The 21,684-nt window shown below is 63.7% G+C and carries 19 protein-coding genes and 2 pseudogenes; 6 read left to right on the forward strand and 15 right to left on the reverse strand.

The window, feature by feature from the left end:
- The first annotated feature begins 560 nt into the window (after positions 1-560).
- The 5 genes from ACFTZB_RS01280 (at position 561) to ACFTZB_RS01300 (ending at position 7,331) form a co-directional block, all read left to right on the forward strand.
- Positions 561-1,772, forward strand: coding sequence for an acetyl-CoA C-acetyltransferase (locus ACFTZB_RS01280; protein ID WP_378429733.1), 1,212 nt, complete (start codon positions 561-563; stop codon positions 1,770-1,772).
- 13 nt (positions 1,773-1,785) lie between these two features.
- Positions 1,786-3,954: a 3-hydroxyacyl-CoA dehydrogenase NAD-binding domain-containing protein gene (locus ACFTZB_RS01285; RefSeq protein WP_378429757.1), complete on the forward strand. Its 2,169-nt coding sequence runs from the start codon at positions 1,786-1,788 to the stop codon at positions 3,952-3,954.
- Positions 3,955-3,964: 10 nt separating this feature from the next.
- Positions 3,965-4,975, forward strand: a complete 1,011-nt coding sequence (locus tag ACFTZB_RS01290) for an NAD(P)H-dependent flavin oxidoreductase (RefSeq protein WP_378429734.1) — start codon at positions 3,965-3,967, stop codon at positions 4,973-4,975.
- Between the two features lie 360 nt (positions 4,976-5,335).
- On the forward strand, positions 5,336-6,193 hold the full coding sequence (locus ACFTZB_RS01295; protein WP_378429735.1) for a TetR family transcriptional regulator: 858 nt from the start codon (positions 5,336-5,338) through the stop codon (positions 6,191-6,193).
- A 31-nt stretch (positions 6,194-6,224) separates the two neighbouring features.
- Positions 6,225-7,331, forward strand: a complete 1,107-nt coding sequence (locus tag ACFTZB_RS01300; protein ID WP_378429736.1) for a CaiB/BaiF CoA transferase family protein — start codon at positions 6,225-6,227, stop codon at positions 7,329-7,331.
- Between the two features lie 17 nt (positions 7,332-7,348).
- On the opposite strand, the gene ACFTZB_RS01305 is transcribed toward ACFTZB_RS01300, so the two are convergent.
- From ACFTZB_RS01305 to ACFTZB_RS01360, 12 genes and pseudogenes are all read right to left on the reverse strand, one after another.
- Positions 7,349-7,915, reverse strand: a complete 567-nt coding sequence (locus ACFTZB_RS01305) for a PucR family transcriptional regulator (protein ID WP_378429737.1) — start codon at positions 7,913-7,915, stop codon at positions 7,349-7,351.
- A gap of 43 nt (positions 7,916-7,958) precedes the next feature.
- Positions 7,959-8,120, reverse strand: coding sequence for a hypothetical protein (locus ACFTZB_RS01310; RefSeq protein WP_005569480.1), 162 nt, complete (start codon positions 8,118-8,120; stop codon positions 7,959-7,961).
- Complete coding sequence (locus tag ACFTZB_RS01315) at positions 8,117-9,250, reverse strand: IS701-like element ISRhosp4 family transposase (RefSeq protein WP_378429738.1); 1,134 nt, start codon at positions 9,248-9,250, stop codon at positions 8,117-8,119. Before ACFTZB_RS01315 ends, ACFTZB_RS01310 begins: the two co-directional genes overlap by 4 nt.
- A gap of 21 nt (positions 9,251-9,271) precedes the next feature.
- A complete protein-coding gene (locus tag ACFTZB_RS01320) occupies positions 9,272-9,850 on the reverse strand; it encodes a hypothetical protein (RefSeq protein WP_378429739.1) in 579 nt (192 codons plus the stop codon).
- 152 nt (positions 9,851-10,002) lie between these two features.
- Positions 10,003-11,019, reverse strand: coding sequence for an SDR family oxidoreductase (locus tag ACFTZB_RS01325; protein WP_378429740.1), 1,017 nt, complete (start codon positions 11,017-11,019; stop codon positions 10,003-10,005).
- Between the two features lie 210 nt (positions 11,020-11,229).
- Positions 11,230-11,805, reverse strand: a pseudogene (locus ACFTZB_RS01330) (enoyl-CoA hydratase-related protein); the annotation flags it as partial.
- A gap of 92 nt (positions 11,806-11,897) precedes the next feature.
- Positions 11,898-12,575 (reverse strand): hypothetical protein, encoded by a 678-nt coding sequence (locus ACFTZB_RS01335; RefSeq protein WP_378429741.1) that lies wholly within the window; start codon positions 12,573-12,575, stop codon positions 11,898-11,900.
- A gap of 203 nt (positions 12,576-12,778) precedes the next feature.
- On the reverse strand, positions 12,779-14,440 hold the full coding sequence (locus tag ACFTZB_RS01340; protein ID WP_378429742.1) for a reverse transcriptase domain-containing protein: 1,662 nt from the start codon (positions 14,438-14,440) through the stop codon (positions 12,779-12,781).
- Between the two features lie 805 nt (positions 14,441-15,245).
- Positions 15,246-16,124 carry a hypothetical protein gene (locus ACFTZB_RS01345; protein WP_378429743.1) on the reverse strand — a complete coding sequence of 293 codons (879 nt, stop codon included), beginning with the start codon at positions 16,122-16,124 and terminating at the stop codon, positions 15,246-15,248.
- 331 nt (positions 16,125-16,455) lie between these two features.
- Positions 16,456-16,722, reverse strand: a pseudogene (locus tag ACFTZB_RS01350) (transposase); the annotation flags it as partial.
- A gap of 80 nt (positions 16,723-16,802) precedes the next feature.
- Positions 16,803-17,246 (reverse strand): DUF6262 family protein, encoded by a 444-nt coding sequence (locus ACFTZB_RS01355; protein WP_378429744.1) that lies wholly within the window; start codon positions 17,244-17,246, stop codon positions 16,803-16,805.
- Positions 17,236-18,174: a tyrosine-type recombinase/integrase gene (locus tag ACFTZB_RS01360; protein WP_378429745.1), complete on the reverse strand. Its 939-nt coding sequence runs from the start codon at positions 18,172-18,174 to the stop codon at positions 17,236-17,238. Before ACFTZB_RS01360 ends, ACFTZB_RS01355 begins: the two co-directional genes overlap by 11 nt.
- 253 nt (positions 18,175-18,427) lie before the next feature.
- Here ACFTZB_RS01360 and ACFTZB_RS01365 point away from each other — a divergent pair, with 253 nt between their 5' ends.
- Positions 18,428-19,321: a hypothetical protein gene (locus ACFTZB_RS01365; protein WP_378429746.1), complete on the forward strand. Its 894-nt coding sequence runs from the start codon at positions 18,428-18,430 to the stop codon at positions 19,319-19,321.
- A 170-nt stretch (positions 19,322-19,491) separates the two neighbouring features.
- Here the strand turns inward: ACFTZB_RS01365 and ACFTZB_RS01370 are convergent, their stop codons facing one another.
- The 3 genes from ACFTZB_RS01370 to ACFTZB_RS01380 all read right to left on the reverse strand — a co-directional run bounded on the left by ACFTZB_RS01370 (position 19,492) and on the right by ACFTZB_RS01380 (position 21,363).
- Complete coding sequence (locus ACFTZB_RS01370; protein ID WP_378429747.1) at positions 19,492-19,932, reverse strand: hypothetical protein; 441 nt, start codon at positions 19,930-19,932, stop codon at positions 19,492-19,494.
- A 176-nt stretch (positions 19,933-20,108) separates the two neighbouring features.
- Positions 20,109-20,702 (reverse strand): hypothetical protein, encoded by a 594-nt coding sequence (locus ACFTZB_RS01375; RefSeq protein WP_378429748.1) that lies wholly within the window; start codon positions 20,700-20,702, stop codon positions 20,109-20,111.
- A gap of 496 nt (positions 20,703-21,198) precedes the next feature.
- Positions 21,199-21,363, reverse strand: a complete 165-nt coding sequence (locus ACFTZB_RS01380) for a hypothetical protein (RefSeq protein ID WP_378429749.1) — start codon at positions 21,361-21,363, stop codon at positions 21,199-21,201.
- Positions 21,364-21,684: the final 321 nt, after the last annotated feature.

Genomic DNA, 21,684 nt, shown 5'->3' on the forward strand with positions numbered 1-21,684 from the left:
CCACTACGGTTTGCTCGCATTCTGATCGTTCGGGCTGGATGGGAGCACGTAAGCGAAGCTGCTGCCGAGTGCGCAGAGGGCCATGTATGGCTGGTTGAGCTGGGCTTTTTCGATGCGGATGCAGCGATCTGCCTCGACGCCGTCATCCGCGTTTCGCAGATCCTCCACCGCGGCCACTCACGTGAATCAAGCAAGATCCAATGGCGAAATTCTCCGGATCCCCGGTCTGCCAGCAGCCTTGACCAAGACCAAGTTCGCCACTCGAGATTCCTCACCCCAGGTCCGCGTCGGCCTCAAGGACGATTCGCTGACACAGGACAGCCGCTCCGTCGACACCGATACCCCGGATCCGGCGCGTCGACGGCCAGCCCTCAGACATGCCTACAGACATTAACAGTCAGTCTTGACTGGTTGCAGCCAGGGATCTACGCTGAATCGCACCGTGCGCGCCCTACTTGTGCTGGTTGCGTACACAATCCACGGATCTGCGGCGTCGTCCGTCGATCGACCACACCATCCATGCGATGTAGCACACGCCAACTGCCAGGAGGGCCACAACTGTGTCAGAACAAGCATTTGTATACGAGGCGATTCGAACGCCCCGCGGAAAGGGCAAACGGGGCGCCCTTCACGGGGTGAAGCCTGTCGATCTCGTGGTCGGGCTGATTCGTGAACTCTCCGTACGCTTCCCTCAGCTCGACCCGACGGCTGTCGACGACATCGTGCTCGGAGTCGTCTCCCCTGTCGGTGACCAGGGTGGCGTCATCGCCCGCGCCGCTGCACTCGCGGCGGGGCTGCCGAACACCGTCGCCGGCATCCAGATCAATCGATTCTGCGCTTCCGGGCTCGAGGCAACCAATCTGGCCGCACAGAAGGTTCGGTCCGGGTTCGAACAGTTGGTCATCGCCGGCGGTGTGGAATCGATGTCGCGGGTACCGATGGGTTCCGACGGCGGAGCACTGTTCAACGACCCGACTACCAACTACGACCTGCATTTCGCCCCACAGGGCATCGGTGCCGACCTGATCGCGACAATCGAGGGCTTCACGCGTGAGGATGTCGATGGCTACGCCGTTCGATCACAGACCCGCGCCGAGCGCGCATGGTCCGGCGGATACTTCGCCAAGTCCGTCGTACCGGTGAAGGACATGAACGGCATCACTCTCCTCGACCACGACGAACATCGACGTCCCGCCACCACACTCGAATCGCTCGCAGGACTCAAACCTGCCTTTGCCGGACTCGGCGAGGCCGGCGGTTTCAACGCCGTCGCCCTCCAGAAATACACAGCCGTCGAGAAGATCAACCACGTTCACCACGGCGGCAACAGTTCCGGCATCGTCGACGGCGCAGCGGTGATTCTGGTCGGAACCGAATCGGCAGGCGAAAAGTTCGGGCTGCTTCCTCGCGCCCGCATAGTCGCCACCGCGGTAACCGGAGCCGACCCGACCATCATGCTCACAGGCCCGACACCGGCAACTCAGAAGGCGCTCGATCTCGCAGGACTCTCTGTCGACGACATCGACCTGTTCGAGCTGAACGAGGCCTTCGCCTCGGTGGTCCTCAAGTTCCAGAAGGACCTCAACATTCCCGACGAGAAACTGAACGTCAACGGTGGATCCATCGCAATGGGTCACCCCCTCGGTGCCACGGGCGCGATGCTCGTGGGAACCGTCATCGACGAGCTGGAGCGACGCGGTGACCGACGCGCCCTCGTCACGCTGTGCGTCGCCGGCGGCATGGGCATCGCCACCATCATCGAGCGAATCTGAGGACCGAGCCATCATGAACAGCACTGAAACCATCCGCTGGCAGCAGGATACCGACGGGGTCGTCGTCCTCACCTTCGACGACCCGAATCAGTCGGCGAACACGATGAATGCCAACTACTTCTCCTCGATGAATACCGTCCTCGATCGGCTCGAAGCCGAAATCGACTCGGTCACGGGCGTGGTCCTGGCCTCGGCCAAGAATACGTTCTTCGCTGGGGGCGACCTGAATGACCTGGTCACCGCCGGCCCCGGCGACGCACAGAAGTTCACCGACTTCGCCAACGGGCTGAAGTCGCAGCTCCGGCGACTGGAAACCCTCAACCGTCCCGTCGTCGCGGCGATCAATGGCGCCGCACTCGGCGGCGGACTCGAAATCGCCCTCGCCGCACATCACCGCATCGCCGTGGACCACCGCGCGGTCGTGGTCGGCCTGCCCGAAGTGACCTTGGGCCTGCTGCCCGGAGCCGGCGGCATCGTACGCACGGTCCGTCTGCTCGGCATTCAGAAGGCGTTGACTGCACTCCTGTTGCATGGACAGCGCCGCGGCGCCGCCCAGGCCGCCGAACTCGGGCTGATCGACGAACTCGTCACCTCAGCAGACGATCTGCTGCCCGCCGCGAAATCCTGGATTCAGGCTCACCCCGACGCCCGGCAGCCTTGGGATCTCGAGAAGCACAAGATCCCCGGCGGCACACCTGCTGATCCGGTCTTCGCCGCCAATCTTCCGGCACTTCCTGCCCTCCTGCGCAAGCAACTTCGAGGAGCACCGCTTTCCGCACCGCGCGCTATTCTTGCAGCTGCTGTCGAGGGTGCCCAGGTCGACTTCGACACCGCGTCGTTGATCGAGACTCGCTACTTCGTCAGCCTCGCCACCGACCAGGTCTCGTCCAATATGATCAAGGCGAACTTTTTCGACCTCGCGCGGATCAACTCGGGAGAGAGCCGGCCCGACGGTATCGATCGAGTTCCGGTAACCAAAGTCGGGGTCCTGGGCGCCGGCATGATGGGTGCGGGTATCGCCTACGTTTCCGCCAAGGCGGGAATTCACGTCGTCCTCAAGGACACCACACTCGAGGCCGCCGAGCGCGGGAAGAAGTACGCGCAGAGCGTGGAAGCGAAGGCACTCAAAGCCGGGCGAACCGACGAAACCACCTCGCAAGCACTCCTCGACCGCATTCACCCCACCGACGACCCTACCGACTTCGCAGGAGTGGACTTCGTCATCGAGGCGGTCTTCGAAGACCCCGGCCTCAAACAGAGTGTCTTCCAGGAAATTCAGGATATCGTCGACCCGGACGCGATACTCGCGTCCAACACCTCGACCCTCCCCATCTCCGACCTCGCGGAGGAAGTGAAAAAGCAGGACAAGTTCATCGGACTTCACTTCTTCTCACCCGCCGACAAAATGCCGTTGGTCGAAATCATTCGCGGACAGAACACATCGGACGAAACACTTGCGCGAACCTTCGACTACGCCCGGCAAATTCGTAAGACCCCGATCGTTGTCAACGACAGCCGTGGCTTCTTCACCACCCGCGTCATCATCGCCTTTCTGAACGAGGCGGTCGGTGCCGTAGCGGAAGGCGTCGACCCGGCCACCGTAGAGCAAGCCGCACTTCAAATCGGGTACCTCGCCGGACCACTACAGCTCATCGATGAGCTAACCGCACGGCTCGTGCGCAAGATCCGCCTCGAGACCCGAGCCGCCACCGAGGCGGCCGGCGAGCCGTGGACACCTCATCACAGCGAGGCTGTGATCGACAAACTTGTGGAACAGTTCGGGCGCCCCGGCCGGGCGGCCGGTGCCGGGTTCTACGACTACGACGACAACGGCACCCGTCTCGGCCTCTGGCCCGGGTTGCGGACCGAATTCACCAAACCCGAGGTGTCGATCCCGTTTGTCGATCTGCAGGAGCGGTTGCTGTTCGCCGAGGCAATCGAGACCGTGCGTTGCTTCGATGAAGGTGTACTGACTTCGGTCGCCGACGCCAATGTCGGATCGCTGTTGGGCATCGGATACCCGTCGTGGACCGGCGGCGTCGTTCAATACATCAACGGCCACCCCGGTGGACCGGCGGGGTTCGTGATACGCGCACACGAACTCGCCGACCGCTATGGCGATCACCTGCGGCCCCCGGCGTCGCTGGAAGCCGTCGCCGCCACGGGCGGAATCCTCGAGTAGGGCCAGGACGATGACCAACACCACACTGACCACGAAGTTCACCGAAGCCTTCGGTGTCGAGCACCCGATCGTGCAGGGCGGAATGCAATGGGTGGGTCGGGCCGCACTTGCCGCCGCGGTCTCCGAGGCCGGCGGCCTGGGCATGATCACCGCGTTGACTCAACCCACTCCCCAGAATCTCGTCGCAGAGATCGAACGGGCGCGAGCCCTCACGGACAAGCCGATCGGGGTCAACCTGACCATCCTCCCCTCGATCACACCGCCGCCTTACGACGAGTACCGGCGCGCGATCATCGATGCGGGAATCACGATCGTCGAAACAGCAGGATCCAATCCTGAACCTCACATTGAGCTGTTCAAGGAACACGGCGTCAAGGTTCTGCACAAATGCACCAGCGTCCGGCACGCCATCAAAGCCGAACGGGTGGGAGTCGACGCGGTCAGTATCGACGGGTTCGAGTGCGCCGGGCATCCTGGTGAGGACGACATACCCGGCCTTGTTCTGATTCCCACCGCGGCACGTGAGCTGACTATTCCGATGATCGCGTCGGGCGGTTTCGCTGACGGTCGCGGTCTGGCCGCAGCCCTGGTACTCGGCGCCGACGGTATCAACATGGGAACACGATTCATGTGTACGGCCGAATCTCCGATTCACCAGAATATCAAGGATGCAATTGTTGCCGCCGATGAGCGAGATACCGAACTCATCTTCCGGCCACTGCGCAACTCTGCTCGCGTATCCAGTAACACCGTCAGCCGTGAAGTAGTCGACATCCTCGATCGAGGCGGACAGTTCCCCGACGTTCGGGAGTTGGTTGCCGGCGTCCGTGGCCGCAAGGTCTACGAGCTCGGCGACCCCGAGGCCGGAATATGGACTGTCGGAATGGTGCAGGGTCTCATCGAGGACATCCCCACTGCCGGCGACCTAGTACGACGTATCGTTACGCAGGCCCACGCCGAGCTGTTCCGCACGCAGTCTCTTTTCCAAGAACTCATGGTGCCTTCGACTGTGGCGACGTAGGGATCGACTACGAAGCAGTCCTCGGCCTTTCGACGCGCCGAAAGCCGACAGCCGAAGGGCCGAGGACTTGCTCACCTACCACCCGACGTTCGCGTGCGGTCCGGAACTCCAGAACAAGACGGTTACAAATGATTGCTCTCTTCGTCCAGGTAATGATCACACTTGCACATTTATTTCTTCGGGGTCCCGCGCGACTCGCACAGGATGTGGGATCGCGAACTCAGCTCTTTCTTTTGTACATCAGAATGATTGCTCTTTCTTCGTCATTCGTCTATCCAAAAGGAGTCCGAAACTACCACTCCGCACGATTGCGGACCAACGAGCGCTCATTCTGGCTCCAATCGTGACTGGTGACCGGTGATGCCCAGGTGCAACCCCCTGGACGGGACCGCACTGCAGATTCGCAACGTGGCGGCGCAGGAGTTCGGACGATTGGGCCACTCCAGAACCACGATCCGAGGCATCGCGGAAGGCCTGCAGTTGACCAAAGGCGCCGTGTACTGCCACTACCCGTCCAAGATATCGCTCGCGCGAGCCGTGGTCGAGGAAGGCATACTCCAGCTCGTCACTCTGTGTACGAGTCCCCTACAGGCACGGTCGCCGGCCCTCGAAGCGCTGATCGACATTTCCTTCGTGGTCGCTGTGGCGGGTGAGCGGAACACCCTTATCCAGAGTGCGTTCAGATTGTCGGCCGAAGTCGGAGACTGTCTTTCTGACATCGCTCCGATATTGACCACGCTGGTGACCGCGATCCGAGACCTCGTCTGTCGAGCGATCTCACAGGCGGATCTTCGCGATGACGTCGACCCTGACGATGTCGCGCGGTTGGTTGTAGATCTGTCGTATGGCGTCCGGCACTTGACAGTCGGCGCACGCCGTTCGCCTGTTCGGATTGCACGATGTTGGTTGCTGCTGCTACCGGGGCTGGTCGATGAAGAACACGTCAAGTATTTCCGCCAGTTCGTAACTCTCCGGGCTCACACCGCGGAGACGGCTTCAGCGCAAAGTCCTGGTCGGAGGATCGAACGAAGAAGCGTCTCTCTCACCGATCTTCCGATCCAGAGGGTGGACCACAACTCCGGTAGCGCAATCATGGAAGTGTCGCCTCAGCAATTCCCGGGTAGCACCACGCGGGCAGACCTCCTATCCCTTCGACCGAGCCTCGTACCTAGAAAGTTCGAGTCCGCCACCCCTCCAGCGGATCCGCGCACGCCATGAGCAGCTCGCTTCGACATGAAAGGCACAAACGATGGTTGGACCACTTCAGGGTTTGAAAGTACTCGAGCTGGCCGGAATCGGCCCAGCTCCCCACGCTGCAATGATCCTCGGTGACCTCGGCGCCGACGTGGTGCGGGTCGAGCGTCCGTCGGGCGGGCTGGATATTGTCGGTGGGCATCCCGACCAAATGCTTCGCAACCGACGGTCCGTCCATGTCGATCTGAAGTCGCCCAAGGGCCGCGAGGAGGTCCTCGCGCTCGCCGCTGTCACCGATGTCATGATCGAGGGCTTTCGGCCTGGGACTGCAGAGCGCCTGGGTGTCGGCCCGGACGAGTGCGCGGGTGTGAATCCGCGACTCATCTACGCGCGCATGACGGGATGGGGACAGAGCGGCCCCTTGAGCTCCCGGGCAGGGCACGACATCAACTACATCGCCCTCAGCGGCGCACTGCATTCGATCGGAACTGCCGGGAACAAACCGGTCGCACCCCTCAACCTGGTGGGTGACTTCGGCGGTGGATCGATGCTTCTTCTCGTGGGCATCCTCTCCGCACTGTTCGAGAGGCAGACCTCCGGTTTCGGTCAGGTCATCGATGCTGCCATGGTCGATGGCACAAGCGTCCTGATGCAGATGGTTTGGGCGATGCGCAGTGCAGGGGTCTGGACCGACCAGCGTGGCGTCAACTTGCTCGATGGCGGTGCTCCCTTCTATGACACTTATCAGTGTGCTGACGGCAAGTGGATCGCCGTGGGTGCGCTGGAGCCGCAGTTCTATGCGCAGCTGCTCGACGGACTGGGACTGAGCGCCGACGTTCTGCCCGAACAGAATGACCGCGATCAGTGGCCGGTCCTCCGCAAACATCTCTCGGATGTGATTGCGAGCAAGGATCGAGATCACTGGTGTGCCATGTTTTCCGGCACCGACGCCTGCGTCTCGCCCGTCCTGTCGCTGGACGAGGTCGCCTCGGAGCCGCACATGGTGCACCGCGCGATCATCACCGAGGTCGACGGTGTGCGTCAGCCTGCACCGGCGCCGCGCTTTTCCCGGACCCCTGCGTCCGCGCCGTCCGGTCCGCGGCCGTCGGGTGCGGACACACAGGATGTGTTTCATGACTGGTTGGGGCGCGCTACGAATTAGTCGACCCGTGTGCGCGGCTATGACATCGCTGCGAACACGGATAGCGCGGCCTCCAGATCGAGGCGGTGTTCGTCGATCGAGACTCCGAGTAGATTAGTGGCACGGCGGAGTCGATAGGCCACCGTCTTCTCGTGAAGGTGCAATACCGAGCTTGCCGCGATCTTGCTTCCCCCACAGCCGAAGTAGGCCCGAAGGGTAGTCCTCATTCGCTCGGCGTCGTCGGTTCGAGCGGACAACGGCCCGAGTATCACTTCTGCGAATCGCCGAGCGCGATCGGGCTCGGCGAGAAGTGTGACGAGTAGCGCCGCCTGCCGAAATGTCACTGCCCCGCCGGCCGGGTGAAGCCTTTCGAGAACGTGCAGGGTGTCACGAGCCTCGCGGGCAACCGCGACGAATCCCTCACGTCCGGTAGCGACATCGGACACCGCTACGAGCTTTCCTGGACCGACCGAAGCGCCGAGTCGGTGAAGCAATTCATGATCCGGCGGTGCGGTTGGCGATATCCACAACATTTGAGTTCCGTCGTAGCCTTCGAGGTCGACCCACGGGACGCCGGGGAGCAGACGACGAACGATCTCACCCAATCGAGCAGGCGAATCGGACCGTGTATTAGTACTGCAACGGCACTTATGGGAGGTGTCCGCGACGTCGGTAGTGGGAGGTGCGGGCCTGGTGTTGTCGGCGCCGTCGCCAGTTCGACCAGGACCAGATGTGCTCGTCCGGGTGGGCGTGTCGCAGGATCAGTTGCACGAGCAGGCGGCGGATCTCGGGTAGCGTGTACGCGATCATGCCCTGATCTTCGATCCCGATTCCCCCTTTACCGCTTCGGTTTTCGTTCCGGCGAGCCAGGCGAGGGCGAGCATCGACAAGGTGATGTGGGCGTACCAGGCCCGGTAGGTCCGTACCTGGTACTGGTCGAGGCCGGCCTCGTTCTTGGCCTGCTGGAAGCATTCCTCGACCCGCCACCGGGAGCCGGCGATGGTGGCGAGTTCGGTGAGCGTGGTGCGGCGGGGTCCGGCGCAGATGTAGTACGCGATCTCGGTCGGATCGGAGAGGGATCGGCGGGCGAGCAGCCAGTGCCCGCGCCCGGGTGCCCAGGCGATCCGGATCGGGATCCGCACCCAGGAATACTCCCGCGGCCCGTGTGCGCCGTCGCCGACGGAGATCCGGCGCCACTGCTTTGCCGGGACCGCGGCGATCATCTCGTCGGCGCGACCGGCGCGACCGTGCGGGGTGAACACATCGTCGTTGCACCGGGTAGCCAACACATACGAAACATCGCGTTCCTCGAGCCAGACCCGCAGGTACTTCACCTGCCCGTAGGCCTCGTCGGCGGTGACCCAGGAGAACGGGACCCGGGCGTCGAGGGCGCGTTCGATCATGTGTTGCGCCAGTCTCGGTTTGGTCGCGAACTCCACCTCGTCACCGATCCCGGCGGCGCGGCACCGGTCCCGGTCGGAGGTCCACGACTCGGGCAGGTACAGCTCCCGGTCGATGAGCGCGTGCCCGGCCGTGCTCGCGTAGGCGAGGAACACCCCGATCTGACAATTTTCCACCCGCCCGGCGGTGCCCGAGTACTGGCGTTGCACCCCGGCCGAGCGGGTGCCCTTCTTCAAGAATCCGGTGTCATCGACGATCAACACACCGGCCGGATCGCCGAGGCGTTCGACCACGTAGTCACGGACGTCGTCGCGGACCCCGTCGACGTCCCAGTCCGCCCGCCGCAGCAGCCGTTGCATCCCGTCCGGGCTCATTTCGCCGGCCCGCTCGGCGAGGGTCCACCCGTTCTTGCGTTCCAGACCCGCAACCAAACCCGTCACATATTCACGGACCCGGGACCGCGGCTCCGACCGGGCGAACCGACCGGAGATCCGCTCATGCAACGCTTCCAACTCGGCAGCAACCAGATCGAGGACCACACAACCAGTATCGTCTACCTGTCAAGCAAGTGCCGTTGCAGTATTAGCACAGCGCCGTAGCGCGATCGCAACATGAAAGCGGTCCAGCGGGTGCGCGAGTTCGTCGGCGTCCACGTTCTCACCTGCCAGGAGCGCTCTCAGCACGGCTTCGCGTCTGCGTCCACTGCGAGCTGCTTCTCGACTGCGCTCGCCCCATCTTTCACTCAGGCACTGCACGACATGGTCCGCGTAGGTGTTGAGGTGCTCGCTTGCCACCAGTACCAGCTTTGCCAGCGTCGCGGCGTCGTGCACATTCTCACCCAAGTATGTGGCGAACTGCTGCCATGACTCGGCTGCGCCGAGCCTGTAGATGCGCAGTAGTGTGGGCAAGCCCTCTGGGTTGCATGCGATATGGTCCACAAGTTCCAAGGCCCCCTCCGGCGGATCCACTGAATCCGCGGGGACCCCGTACGCCAGCGTCGAAAGGAACGCACCAACATTCACACTTGTGGAGCGGTGCAGCACATCCAGATAGGCGGTGTCGTTCAGCGACGCCGGCGGTAGCTGATGTTTCGACACGTTGGTGCTGATCTTCGTCGATAGCGAATCGAGATCGGCCAAGAGGCCAACGGCCACGCGGCGTAGGAGCTGTTCCGTTTGGTCACCAAGCTCGTGCGATCGTCGCGCCGACATTTGGGTTATACCTCCATGAGACAAGGCGGGAAACGTTGCCGCTGAGAACGATCCCCGCCCTGCACTCAGGATATCGAGGCTTACGCGGTAGGCGCAATCCCCAAAACCGCTTCGCGATTCTCTCCCAGCCAGGTCTCCAACCGCTTCGCAGGCCGCCCGAGCAGGTACTCGACGATATCGGACTTGCGCCACCCTGTTTCGTTATCCTGTTCGAATTGGAAGTAGTCCAGGTAGTACTGGACCGCATCGGGTTCGCCGATGTACGCCCGGATCGCTTCGCCGCAGTACTTTTCGAACCCCTCATCAGTGCCGTCGTACGTGATCGTCTCTCCGAGTACCTGCGATGCGAGCTCGGCGACCTCGTCGAAACGCATGACGTCGTGTCCGTTGTCGAGATGGTAGATCTGACCGATGTGCACATCGTTGTCGGAGACGAGCAGCGCGGCGGCGCATTCGCCCGTATCCGTGGTGTCGAGGAATCCCATGCGCCTGTTGCGCGGGACGACAAGCTTTCGGAATTGCTGGATCGGAGGCGCGAAGAACGACAGGAAGTTGTCCATGAAGTACGCGGCGTTGTTGACGTAGGTGACCGGGAGCCCGCTGCGATCGAGGATCGCCTTCGCGCGAAGGTGCTGTACAGCGGTCCCACCGCCGACCGCCATGAGGGCAGCGGGGACTCGTTCCAGTGTCATGCCGATGGGGTCGGCAACGAGCCGAACCAGATGGCGAAGAGTGCCATGGTGTCGCGCGGCGGCGACGACATTGGTCATAGCTACGTCTTCATCCAGAAAGTCTGGGGTGACAATGAAACATCCGTCGACACCGTCGAAGGCACGGATCAACGCCGGAAGATCGAAATAGTCTGCAATGACCACCTCGGCCTCGGGAAACTGCTTCCCCAATTCCTCTGCGGTACTCGCCCGATGTGTGACGAGTCTCAGCGAGGTGTCGGGCGCGTCACGTCGGATGGCGCTGGCGGCAGGACCCCCGATGTGACCGTTCGCGCCGAATACCAGGATCCGCTGAAGAGTTGGTTTGATGCCCATTGCAAGCTCCTTTGCTTTGTAAATGCCACCAAGCAATGTGGTGGCGCTCACAAAGCATCTGTTACATCGCGGATGCGCGGTAGGACACGGCGGGAGCAAGAAGTACTCCGAAGCGGAGCATGGTCTGATCCGGGTTATTCGCGCCGGAACGAGCCCCTACTGATTGCGGCGAATGGTCCGGCAAGCCTTCATCAAATCGGACGAGAACGCTCGCGGCGGGGCCGCATCTGTGGCACGTGGCTCGGCGCCACCGCCCATATGTCAGTCCGGGTCGGCGAACGTGGGAGTCCGCTTGGCGAGGCCGGCAGCAACGGCCTCCGCCTGGTTGGGGGTATCCAACAGGCCGGTCTGCAATTCACTCTCGAGAACAAGTGCAGCGTAAGGATCTGCGCCTGTCCAGGTTTCGTCGTAGAGTCGTTTTGCTGCACGTACCGCGTGAGGAGACTTTCCTGCGATCTCACGAGCTAGCGCGAGCGCTGCGGCGAGTGGTTCATCGTCGGTGCGGGTCACTAGACCGAGGGTTCTGGCCTCATCACCGGTAACGATGCGTCCGGTGAAGGTCAGTTCCTTGGCGACATCGATACCGTCTATCCGTGGGAGTGTCTGGGTGATGGCCATGTCGGGCACAAGTCCCCACTTGACCTCCATGATCGACAACTTCGCGTCCGGAGACGCGATACGTATATCGGCGCCGAGCGCGATCTGTAGTCCCCCTCCGAAGCAATTGCCCGAGATTGCGGCAATTACAGGAATAGGAAGCTCGACCCAATCGTAGGCTGCACGCTGGGCGTAGTTGGCCAATTCACCCTGTTCACGGATGAGCAGCCCGTCGATGCCACCGTCGTGTTCACCTAGGTAGCTAAAAGCGGCGTAGCCAGATTATTGAGTCAAGTTTGAGGAGTTCGGGTCATGTTCGACTGCTTGATATTTCAGGCCGCGAGTTGCGCTGTGTCGGTAAGGGTGTCGACGGCGATGCGGTACGCGGTGGCAGCTGCTCGCAGGCGGCCGAGAGTGGTTGTCGGGGCGGCAAGTTCGGCCAGACCCGTGCGTAGGACCCGATCGTGGACACAGGTGAGGAGCTTCGCGGTGTCGAGTCCGAGGTCGGTGACCTGGTAGCGGTGGGGGCCTTCGATCCGAACAATGAGGTTGCGGGCCTTCAGGCGGCGCAGGTCGTAGGTCATCGGCCCGGTGGACACCGTGCCCGGGTCGAGTCCGCGCAGCTCGCCGGTGAGGTTGCGCAGGTCCTTGTTAATGAAACCGTTCGGGTGCAGCCGGAAGACCAGCAGCGCAGACAGCAGGGCGTGGCTGCGCCCGTCGGCGAATCGCAGTCCCGGCACTCGGGTGCCGGCGGCGGTGGTGACGGGCCCGGTGATCGTGGTGAGGGCGTCGGCACCGGTGATCGGGTCGTGACTGAGTCGTTGGACGCGCAGCAGGCGTCGGTTGGCGTGAAAGCCGATCTCCTGCAGGGCGGGCAGATGTGTCAGTCGTTTCCCGAGGTGGAAATCGCGGGTGTCGTTGATGGTGGTTTCGGTGCGCAGCGCCCGTCCTTCCGCCGGGTAGGACCGGCGGGTTGCCCCGCCGATCCCCCTCAGAACCGTACGTGCCACTCATCGCGGCATACGGCTCAAGCAAGCCGCGAGGGCGTGCAGGTTGACTGTGCTGGTTTCCGACCTCGGCGGGCATGGAGCCCGCGTCGGCAGGAGGCGTGCACGAGGCGGGTTGGATCATTGTGCGGTGGGGCCGGTCGCCCGAGGTGGACGAGGTAGTCCGCGGCTATTGCCTGACGGGTGACGTGCAGCCACCAGCGCTCTCATTCGGTCGGGGATTGTGGCGGCTGTTCGGCGGTGAGCAGGTGGTCCCCGCAGAGCGGACAGCGCGCGTCCTGCCTGGCGAGCAGGCGCAGAGTGTAGTTGTCCAACGGGGGCTTGACCTTTCGTCGCCGCTCGGCCCAGTAGTCGGCCAGGGCGGGATCATCTGGTGAGGCCGCGCCCTGGACCATGACGTGCCGAACAATGTCGGTCCAGGAAAATTTGATCAGGTAGGCGTCACTTCCGGGGTCGCCGAATACCCACCGATCGTTTCTGAACCTGTTGTGCCTGCCGAAGTAGTGGTCGACGGTCCACTGCTTCGGCTTGTTGTTGTGGTGCCATGTCGCCCATTTGTAGGTGAGTTTCCACATCTGATGATCCAGCGTGTGGAACACCTTGGACGACACCACACCCCGGTAATAGGCTGCCCAACCCCGAATGATCGGATTGAGCTTGGCGATGACCGCCGCCGCATTCGATCCGCGCAGTGCGCGGATTTCGGACGCGAGCCGTTGCCGGAGCCGCCTGATGGCCGCCTTGCTCGGCTTGATCAGCAGCTTGGAGTGGTAACGGCGGACGTTGAACCCCAGGAAATCGAATCCTTCCTCACCGAGGTGCACGATCTGCGTCTTGCCCTCGTTGAAGAACAGGCCCCTGGGCGCCAGCCATTCCGCGAGCCGCGCCTTGACCTGTTCGGCCTGCTGCCGGGTGTGGCAGAGCGCGACCAGGTCGTCGGCGTATCTGATCACGACCGGGGTGCCTGGCCGTGTGTGCCTGGAACGAGTTCCGGGCGCGTACCGCACCCCGGCGGCCTCCTCCAGCCCGTGCAACGCGACGTTCATCAACAACGGACTGATCACACCGCCCTGAGGAGAACCCTCCTCGGTCGGCGCGAACCCGCCGTTCTCGATTGCGCTCTTTGTTGCCGGACATGTGTGTCCTTTCGTTGGTGCACTTCGAGTCCTGCACCGCTGAGCTATCACCCCGGCCTTGAGCCACTTCCGGACCATTTCCCTGGCCGGGAACGATCCGAGCTCGTCGAGTAGCCGGGAATGATCGATTCTGTCGAACGCCGAGGCCAGGTCCGCGTCGAGCGCCCACACGCGCTTGGCCCGAGGGCCTTTGCACGTTGCGTAGATCGCGCCGATCGCGTCCTGGCAGCTGCGGCCCGGCCGGAACCCATACGAGCGTGGTTCGAACCGGGCTTCCCACTCGGGCTCGAGTGCGTTACGCACCCGAGATTGGTGACACCGATCCATTATCACCGGAATCCCGAGCGGCCTCAGCTTCGCACGGTTTGATGCCTTCGGTATGTACACGCGCTTGACCGCGGAGGGCTCCCAGGTCTGGATGCTCGAGTGCACGCGCACCGCCACATCCGCCCGCGCCTCGGAGGTCAACGCAACCTCCCCGTCGATCCCCGCGGTCTTGCGCCCAGCATTGCGCTGCGTCACCTGCCGCACGCTCACCAGCGTGTTCGACCGGGAACGCAGCATCAGCCTCTGCAGGCTTCTGACCCTGGGCCAGTCGCCCTCCTGCGTCGCCTTGAAGATCCGCTGCCGCAGTCGCCGTACCTCCCGCTCGCAGGTGGACCACTCGACCCGGTCCCAATCGACCGCGTCCAGGTCCAGCTCCGGCGGGAGGTCCTTCGGTCCGTTCACCATCAGGCGCCTAACTTGTCCTTGGGTTTCAGCTGTTTCGGCAGATCGTCGTCAAAGGCTCACCTGCCCATGTGGGCGCGCTTTCGCGCCCGGGCACACGGCCCGGTATCCGGCCAGTTATACGAACCGATCGGCGGAGGGCCGATCGACCTCGTTCGCCTTCCTGTCGCCTTTCGGCCGCCGGCATTTGCTTTTTGGGCATCCTGTACCCGCCGGGGAGTTGAGCCTTCGTTACCTCCGGCTTACCGCCACCCCCGAGGGCGTGGCGGACCCCGACGGGGTTTCCGTGTTCCACACGCATGAGACACGGCTGGGATTGGGTGCCCCCTGTACCCCGGGGACGGTGGTGTCCACGCGGCCGCGCACAATCCTTGGCCGCCACCTGCCGCCTTTCAACGGCCGGTCCCTGTCACCCTGGCGTCGCAACCCGTCCCAGGATGTGCAATTAACGAGGCATCAGCGAGGGTTCACTGGCATTCACCCCATGCCCAGCCTTCCCCTCGCCTGTGGACCCCGGACGGAGCGGGATCTCTTGGGCTTTCCCGTGAGCTTCGCACCCGACCGCCGCTGGCGGCAGCGGTCACGCACGTCACGGTGGGGACAGGTCTCAGACACTGACCCGGGCTACGTCTTCAGCATCGGCTGACCCTCCAATCGGCATAGCCACTCCTTACGTGCGACCTCACGTCGCAATTGTGATACTGCTTGATGGTGGTGTGTTTGTAGTCGACGTGCAGGCTCGGGGTGACGCCCTCGGTGATCACCCGGATGCGGAATCGTCCCGGGGTGGCACGCGGGCCGCGGCGCATCAACCTGCGGTCGAAGACCGCGTGACCTGATCGGGGCGACCGACGTCGAGATTGTCGCGGATGACCTGTTCGAAGAACACCCGCCCGGAGACCGGGGCGTCGAGCATCTGGGTCAGGGAGAACTCCGCCTGCAGCACCGACAGGTCGTAGCGGTAGCCGGCGTCCCGATCGGCGTCGGTGAACGGATCGGGCAGAATCGCCAGCCACTTCCGGAGCAGGGCATCGATGCGTGGATCGGTGAGCCGGTCGCAGATCGCCTGCAGCGCGGCCGGATCGTCGACGGCGGCGAAGGCGTTGTCGAGTGCGGTGAACCCGAGCCCGGCTCTCGCGGCCTGACGCTGGGCCCAGTGATGGCCGTTGATGCACAGTTTGGCGTTGTAGGGAAAGTACGAGCAGAACTTGAGGAAGAACGGGCCGAAGTCGGCGTCGACGCAATAGAAGTAGTAATGGTTGAAGATGCCGGTGGACTTGACGATCCACGGATAACTCTTGCCGGCGGCGTCGCGGCGCTTCTCGGTGCGGAACAGCGGTGTCCTTTCCTGGGCCCGGCCGATGAACACCACCCCCTCGGGTGCGGTGAACTGCCGCAGGTGTTCGTGCATGACGTCGTCCTTACGCTGACCCTTGACGAAGTCGACCCATGGGATGTGTCGGGTGTCGGCGAAGCGGTGCACCGCCGCAGCGAAGCGGTCGGTGATCCTGGCCAACGGGGCGGTGGAGGCGACCGGCAACCCGAGCTGTCGGTGCACGTAGGCGACCAGGCCTGGGGCGTACTGCAAACCGGGGACGTAGACGTTGAGGTACATCCGGTCGATGCACTCGACCTCGAAGAGGGTGTGCGTGCTCAACACGTCGGCGACGCTGCGCGGTAGGGTCATGATGAGCTCCGGACGATCGGGCGGCCAATAGGCCAACCAACCGCTGCGACGGTTCATACACCCGATCGACGTCGTCGACCAGGGTCATCACCCCGACCGGCCGGAGCCCCCCCGGACCGCAGCGGTCACCACACGACTCGTCGGGCTGGGGCGAAGCACCGGTAGTACTACAGTCGCGTTTAAGCCCGGATGCACCGATTCGCTGGCCTGATCGCTGCGAGTTTCGTTGGGTGGCATGGGACGGTGTGTGGGCATGGTTGAGCGTCCGACCTCTCGTGTCGGGTTGTTCCACTGAGACTTTCGCGTCGAGGGCGGGCAGGTGTCGCGGGCGTTAGGCGAGGATCGGCTGTGTGCGACCGATGGTGTTGTCGAACAGGTTGCGCCACGCTGTTTCCCACGGCCAGTTCTGCGGGAGGTGCAGCGTCAACCTCCGGGCGGAAAAGGCGACGCGGGCGGGGACCGAGACAATGGTGCGGCGGAGGGTGCCGGTGGTCGCCCTCGTCAGCTTCGGATCGCCGGTGAGGGTACCGGCGGCGCGGGTGAGGTTGAATGCCATCACCGCGCAGACCAGCCAGGCGGCGTTCGCGGTGAACCGGCCGTCGGTTATCTTCAGCTCGGGCGGTTCCTGGGTCGCTGACCTGCGCGGACACGTTGCGGGAAGTGTCGTCGACGCGGCAGTCAGCATGGTCCGATGATGGTTTGAGATTTGCTCCGCGGCGTGTCGCGGGGTCTGCCGACGATCGCTGACGCCCGTTGTTCGCCGAGGGCGATGGCGAGCGCCTCGCGCAACTGCTGGTTTTCGATCTCGAGCTCTCGGTTTCGTTGTGTCGCGACCTCGAGTCGTCGTCGAAGGGATGGGACGGATGCGCGTTGCCGGTCGGGAACTTGCCTGGCGGCAGGTGATGGAATCCGCCGGTCGCGGAGGCGTTCGACCTCCGCGCGGAGGTCGGGCTGGCTATAGAGCCAGGAGCGGGAAACCTTGGCTTCCCGAGCGAGGGCGTCGAACGAGATCGGCTGTCCGTCATTGTCCATCCGGCGGAGGGCGGCGGCAGCTCGGCGGCGCGTAGCGGTCGCTCGGCGCCGAGCCGCTGCGATGATGTGGTGGGAGTTGTCAACCCGCATGCTCTGTCTCCTCCTCGGCTGCTGCCTTCTCGACCTCACCGATCATCCAGTCCAGGTTGGTCATGACCTGTTGGTTCATCTCGACCATGCGAGTCTGCCCGTTGCGTTCGGACACATCGATGAGTGTGAGAGTGCGCCGCTGCTGCTCGCGCAGTTCGGGCAGGAATTCCGGACCGGTGAGAAAGACCGGGCAGGTTAAGCACGCGTTGGCATGCGGACAGGTTCGCTGCAATGGCAGACCGCAGTACCCGTTGGGGAGGGTCTGCGTGGCCATACTGTAGCGGATCTTGGCCCATTGTGCTTGTGCTAGTGGTCCTTTCGGATCGATCGAGACCCTTTCGCCCTTGATGTTGACCTTGGTCGCCGCCTCCCACCGGCGCCGGACAGTTTGGTCGGTGAGCCGGGCGTAGTGGGCGGTCATCTGGTTCGACTCATGATCGAGCAGGACTCGGATAACTTCTTGGGGGACGTCCCGGTTGATCAGGCGACAGGCGAACGTGTGACGCCACTGATGTGGCGTGAGGTGCGCGGGACGGCCATACTCGTCGTGGACCTCACAGGTGGTCGGCCACGAGTTGAGCATGCCTCGATAGCTGTAGTAGGTCATCGGGTTCTGACCGCCGGCGTTGCGGGTGAGGGCAGGGAACAAGTGCGGGTGATGTTCGGGCCAGCGGGCCGAAACCCGCTGCTGCTGGGCGCGGATTTCGTTTTCGAGTTCCTCATCGATCGGGACGGCGGCCTCGCGCCGCATTTTGTTGTTGAAGTAGCGCAGGTAGGCAGCTTTCTGCCCATCGTGGAGCAAGCAATCGAAGGGCAACGTGCAGGCGTCTGTGGCGCGCAGGCCGCACCGGATCAAGATGATCGTAATCAGTCGGCCCTCGACGGTGGGCCACCTGTCGAGGTTGGCCGGTTCCTCGACCTGGGCCATGATGTGCTCGGCAACGTGACGAGCCACTCTGAGCGGACGAGAGGGGATGTCGCCAGGGAAGAATGTCGCGGTGGTCGGCAGACTCTGGTCCCAGTCGTGTTGGCGGATCGCCTGGGGGCTTGCCAGCGGTTCGGTCCCACCCCGCAGATAACATCGGCCCGTGAGTCTCACGGAAACGCCCTCGAACTACGACGCGATCGCGCAACAACTCGTCAGCATCTGGGATGAATGCCTCCAGGGAGGTTCGTTCAAGGTGATCAGCGGCGGTCAGTTCGACCCGGCGAAGGCTACCCGGGTGCTGTCCCTCGCCCATCATGTGCGCCGGCTGGCGGCTGCTGCCCTCGATGACATTGCCTCCGACGGGGTGCTGGTCTCGATTCCGACGATCAGGGCGTGCTTCGAGTGCTCGATTACCGCCATGTGGATAGCTCAATCCGTGGACGGCGTCCAGGCCTGGCTCGCGCGGGAACCCGCCACCCGGCGAGCAATGCAGGCCAGTCTGCGCTACGCAGACAGCCCAGAACTCCGCGAGGTGGCCGCCAAGGTCGCGAGCACCGATCCCCTCGACATCGAATCGTCGTCTGACACGCAAGCCGACAAGTTCGCGGAGATGACCAACGATCTCGAACGAGGTCGCGATCTGTACGTGATCTACCGCTTCCTGTGCGGCTTCAACCACGCCTCACCAATGCTGACCGACCAATACCTCGCGCTCGACGAGTCGCCCGGATCAAACGGCTACGAATTCATTCCGGTGCCGGAGGAACCAGACCCGGCACCCTTCGTCCACTTCATCGCATGTTCGATGCTGTGGGCACTGTCCGCAGTTCGCTTCATCCAGAAGGACCGACTGGCGCTCCGGTCGCAGCTCCGCGCCGCCGCGCTAGAGCTCGGGGCGCCCACCGAATACCAACTCACTGCACAGGCCAGGGCTCGGCAGAACGGATTGAAGTGGGGCGGTCCGAAGAAACTCACCGGCAAAGATGTTCGATCCGCAGCGACGGCGAAAGGACTCGAATATGCCGTCAGCCCGGGAACGGCCACCAGTACAAAAGCGCATCACGTCTGGGCAATCACGGACATCGGTGCGACTGCAGCCACCTTCTCGACCATTATGGACGCGGCTGCCCATATCGGGGCCTACTAGCGTCGGCATCACCGTTTGCGCCGATGAGCAGGCGAATTGCATCTTCATTGGAAGAAATGCGACGTGATTGGTATATTCCGTGGTGAAGCCACCCCATCGAGGTGGGGCTGGAAGTGAGCCACAGGACAACTCGCCGGACGACGAGGCCTGTGGCTCGCGTCGTTTCCAGGTCAAATCTGTCGCACGTCGACCGCACCCGAGAGTTTCGCCAGGTAGCTCGGATTCCCGACCCGGGATTGGACCACCGCGCCACACACGATGTCCGCGACCCAGAGCGCCGGCTCGACCATTCCGACGGCGTGGTTCACCCGCAGTGACGAGGTGATCACCTTCTGGGCCCGAAACTTCTGCAGGATGTCGACGTCGCTGGCGTCGAGGTGACTGCGGGATTCGAGTGTGAGGTGACTGCACGGCATCTCGGCCAGGTTGGGGAGCAGATACTCCAGGCACTTTCTGCGGTGGCGCCGGTCGGAGACCGCGGCTTCGGTGTGAACGACGACAAGATCTGCCAGCGGGAGGGCTGCGATGGCCTCGACCAGGTCGTGCCGGCGGTCGGCGCTGCTGCCGTGCCAATGGACCTTCTTCTCCGTCGTCAGACGCAACGATTCCATCGTTTTGCGGATCTCCGGAACATCGTCCTCGTCGCACAACGCTGTCGCGATCAGGTAAATGTCGGGATCGCGGTCGGGGGCTGCGATCCGCTCTCATCGCCCCAGGCAGTCAGCATGAGTGAAGAGTCTAGGGAGTCGCTTCGACACCGATCGCCGGCGTCTGGTCGAGTCTCGGTTCAGGGCGATCTCTGGGCCACCCGGCCCGGTCGGTGGTGCGGTGTACTGCGTGGACGCCGTCGCCGGCGCGTCCCGTCGCCGGTCCGCGCACCGGGACTCCCGGCGGCCAGCACCGTCTCGAGCTCGCGGACCCGCAGGCCCGACAACTCGTCGAACGAGTGCGCCCGCACCCCGCCGGAACGCAGTGCGTCCACGGTGTCTGGTTCGTCGTCGACGAACGCTGACAACCATTTCCCCACGGCCCGGCAGTGGCCGGCCTTGACCTCGACCGCCGGCCGGACATCATTGCGGGAGCGGCACAACAACGCGCGACCGGGCGGAAATCCGTTCCCCCCGAGCCATATCCGGGTCTGCTCCGCGCAGGAGACGGGCCGGGTCGTGGAATACACCACCACCAACCCCAGACCGGCCGCCGCCTCCACCAGATCTCGGCCCGGTTCGACGACCGCCGCCTGCCCGACATGGTCGAAGAACCGCTGCCACGCCTGTCGGCGGCTTCCGTCCGAGTCGCCGGTCAGGAGGTGGGTGAAGGCCGACAGGTCGGCCAGACCGCCGTCGATGTCGAACATCACCACTCGCTCGCTGCCGCTCACCTACCCGACCCTAGCCACGCGGCCGGTCGAGGTCCCGGCGCCACGCCCACCGGCGCGGATCCGGCACACCCATCCCGTGGCCACCAGTGAGCGCGACAACCCTGTTCCACGCACCACAGGCTCGCACACCCATGCTCCGAGGGCCGCATCATCGATGAGGAAGGTACGTCGGATCCGACGACCGCAACATCCCACCTAGAAAGTGGCGTGTCCTGCGTCACAACATCCGAATCGTCGTGCCGAACTTTCTACACTCATCGTTGCACCGGCCCTCCCCCGCATTCGAGCCGGTGCCGCGACCCCGCCAACCGACCCCCAGTGGCTGGCGGGGTTCGCTCACCTCCGTCCCGACCCGCGATCCACGCGAATGGCTCGTTCAACGTGCACCCGATCGGGACCGCGGGGATTGCCCTGATCGCGGCCGCGAGAAACGCGGATCGGATCCACCAATCTCGGATGCCCTGTTCCGTCCGCGCTACGCGCCCTCGGCCTGGGGTCAGGCCTCGGGCCGGTCGGCCGGAATCTGCGGGTAGACCACCACACCGTTCTCCTTCACACACGTCTCGTCGCCGCCACCGGCATGCTCGACGAGCAACTCGACCGTCGGGATCTCCGCGGACAGTGCGTGATCGAACGCCGCCCGCGCATTCTGCGCGCACACCGTTCGAACGGACCGGCATCCTGAGGGTAGAGGGCATCGATGACGAACCCCGGGGTGAACCGGCCACCAAACCCGTCACCGCCGCGGATCGCGTCCTGCCGGCCCCGCCACCACCGCGTCAGAGCGCGGGCCCGAGTGATGTGCTGCGGCGCTTCGACATCGAGGATCGTGAACTTCGCATACTCCGCATAAGCGAGGTCCCTCAATAGTCGCGGGCCCAGTCCGGGCCAGCTGAACTTCAGGTCTGTCAGATGACGTAGTAGGTGCCGGATGGCCAGCCGTTCGCCGTCGGTCAAAGGGTCGATGCTCCGGAGCAGTTGG

The sequence above is a fragment of the Rhodococcus sp. NPDC057014 genome (assembly GCF_042673295.1).
GTDB lineage: Bacteria > Actinomycetota > Actinomycetes > Mycobacteriales > Mycobacteriaceae > Rhodococcus_F.

What these genes read in the sequence shown, in the direction of transcription:
- ACFTZB_RS01285 (WP_378429757.1), top strand. Translation starts at nt 1,786, where the DNA reads ATGAACAGCACTGAAACCATCCGCTGGCAGCAGGATACCGACGGGGTC.
- ACFTZB_RS01290 (WP_378429734.1), top strand. Translation starts at nt 3,965, where the DNA reads ATGACCAACACCACACTGACCACGAAGTTCACCGAAGCCTTCGGTGTC.
- ACFTZB_RS01295 (WP_378429735.1), top strand. Translation starts at nt 5,336, where the DNA reads ATGCCCAGGTGCAACCCCCTGGACGGGACCGCACTGCAGATTCGCAAC.
- ACFTZB_RS01300 (WP_378429736.1), top strand. Translation starts at nt 6,225, where the DNA reads ATGGTTGGACCACTTCAGGGTTTGAAAGTACTCGAGCTGGCCGGAATC.
- ACFTZB_RS01310 (WP_005569480.1), bottom strand. Translation starts at nt 8,120, where the DNA reads ATGATCGCGTACACGCTACCCGAGATCCGCCGCCTGCTCGTGCAACTG.
- ACFTZB_RS01340 (WP_378429742.1), bottom strand. Translation starts at nt 14,440, where the DNA reads ATGGTGAACGGACCGAAGGACCTCCCGCCGGAGCTGGACCTGGACGCG.
- ACFTZB_RS01345 (WP_378429743.1), bottom strand. Translation starts at nt 16,124, where the DNA reads ATGACCCTACCGCGCAGCGTCGCCGACGTGTTGAGCACGCACACCCTC.
- ACFTZB_RS01355 (WP_378429744.1), bottom strand. Translation starts at nt 17,246, where the DNA reads ATGCGGGTTGACAACTCCCACCACATCATCGCAGCGGCTCGGCGCCGA.
- ACFTZB_RS01360 (WP_378429745.1), bottom strand. Translation starts at nt 18,174, where the DNA reads ATGGCCCAGGTCGAGGAACCGGCCAACCTCGACAGGTGGCCCACCGTC.
- ACFTZB_RS01370 (WP_378429747.1), bottom strand. Translation starts at nt 19,932, where the DNA reads ATGGAATCGTTGCGTCTGACGACGGAGAAGAAGGTCCATTGGCACGGC.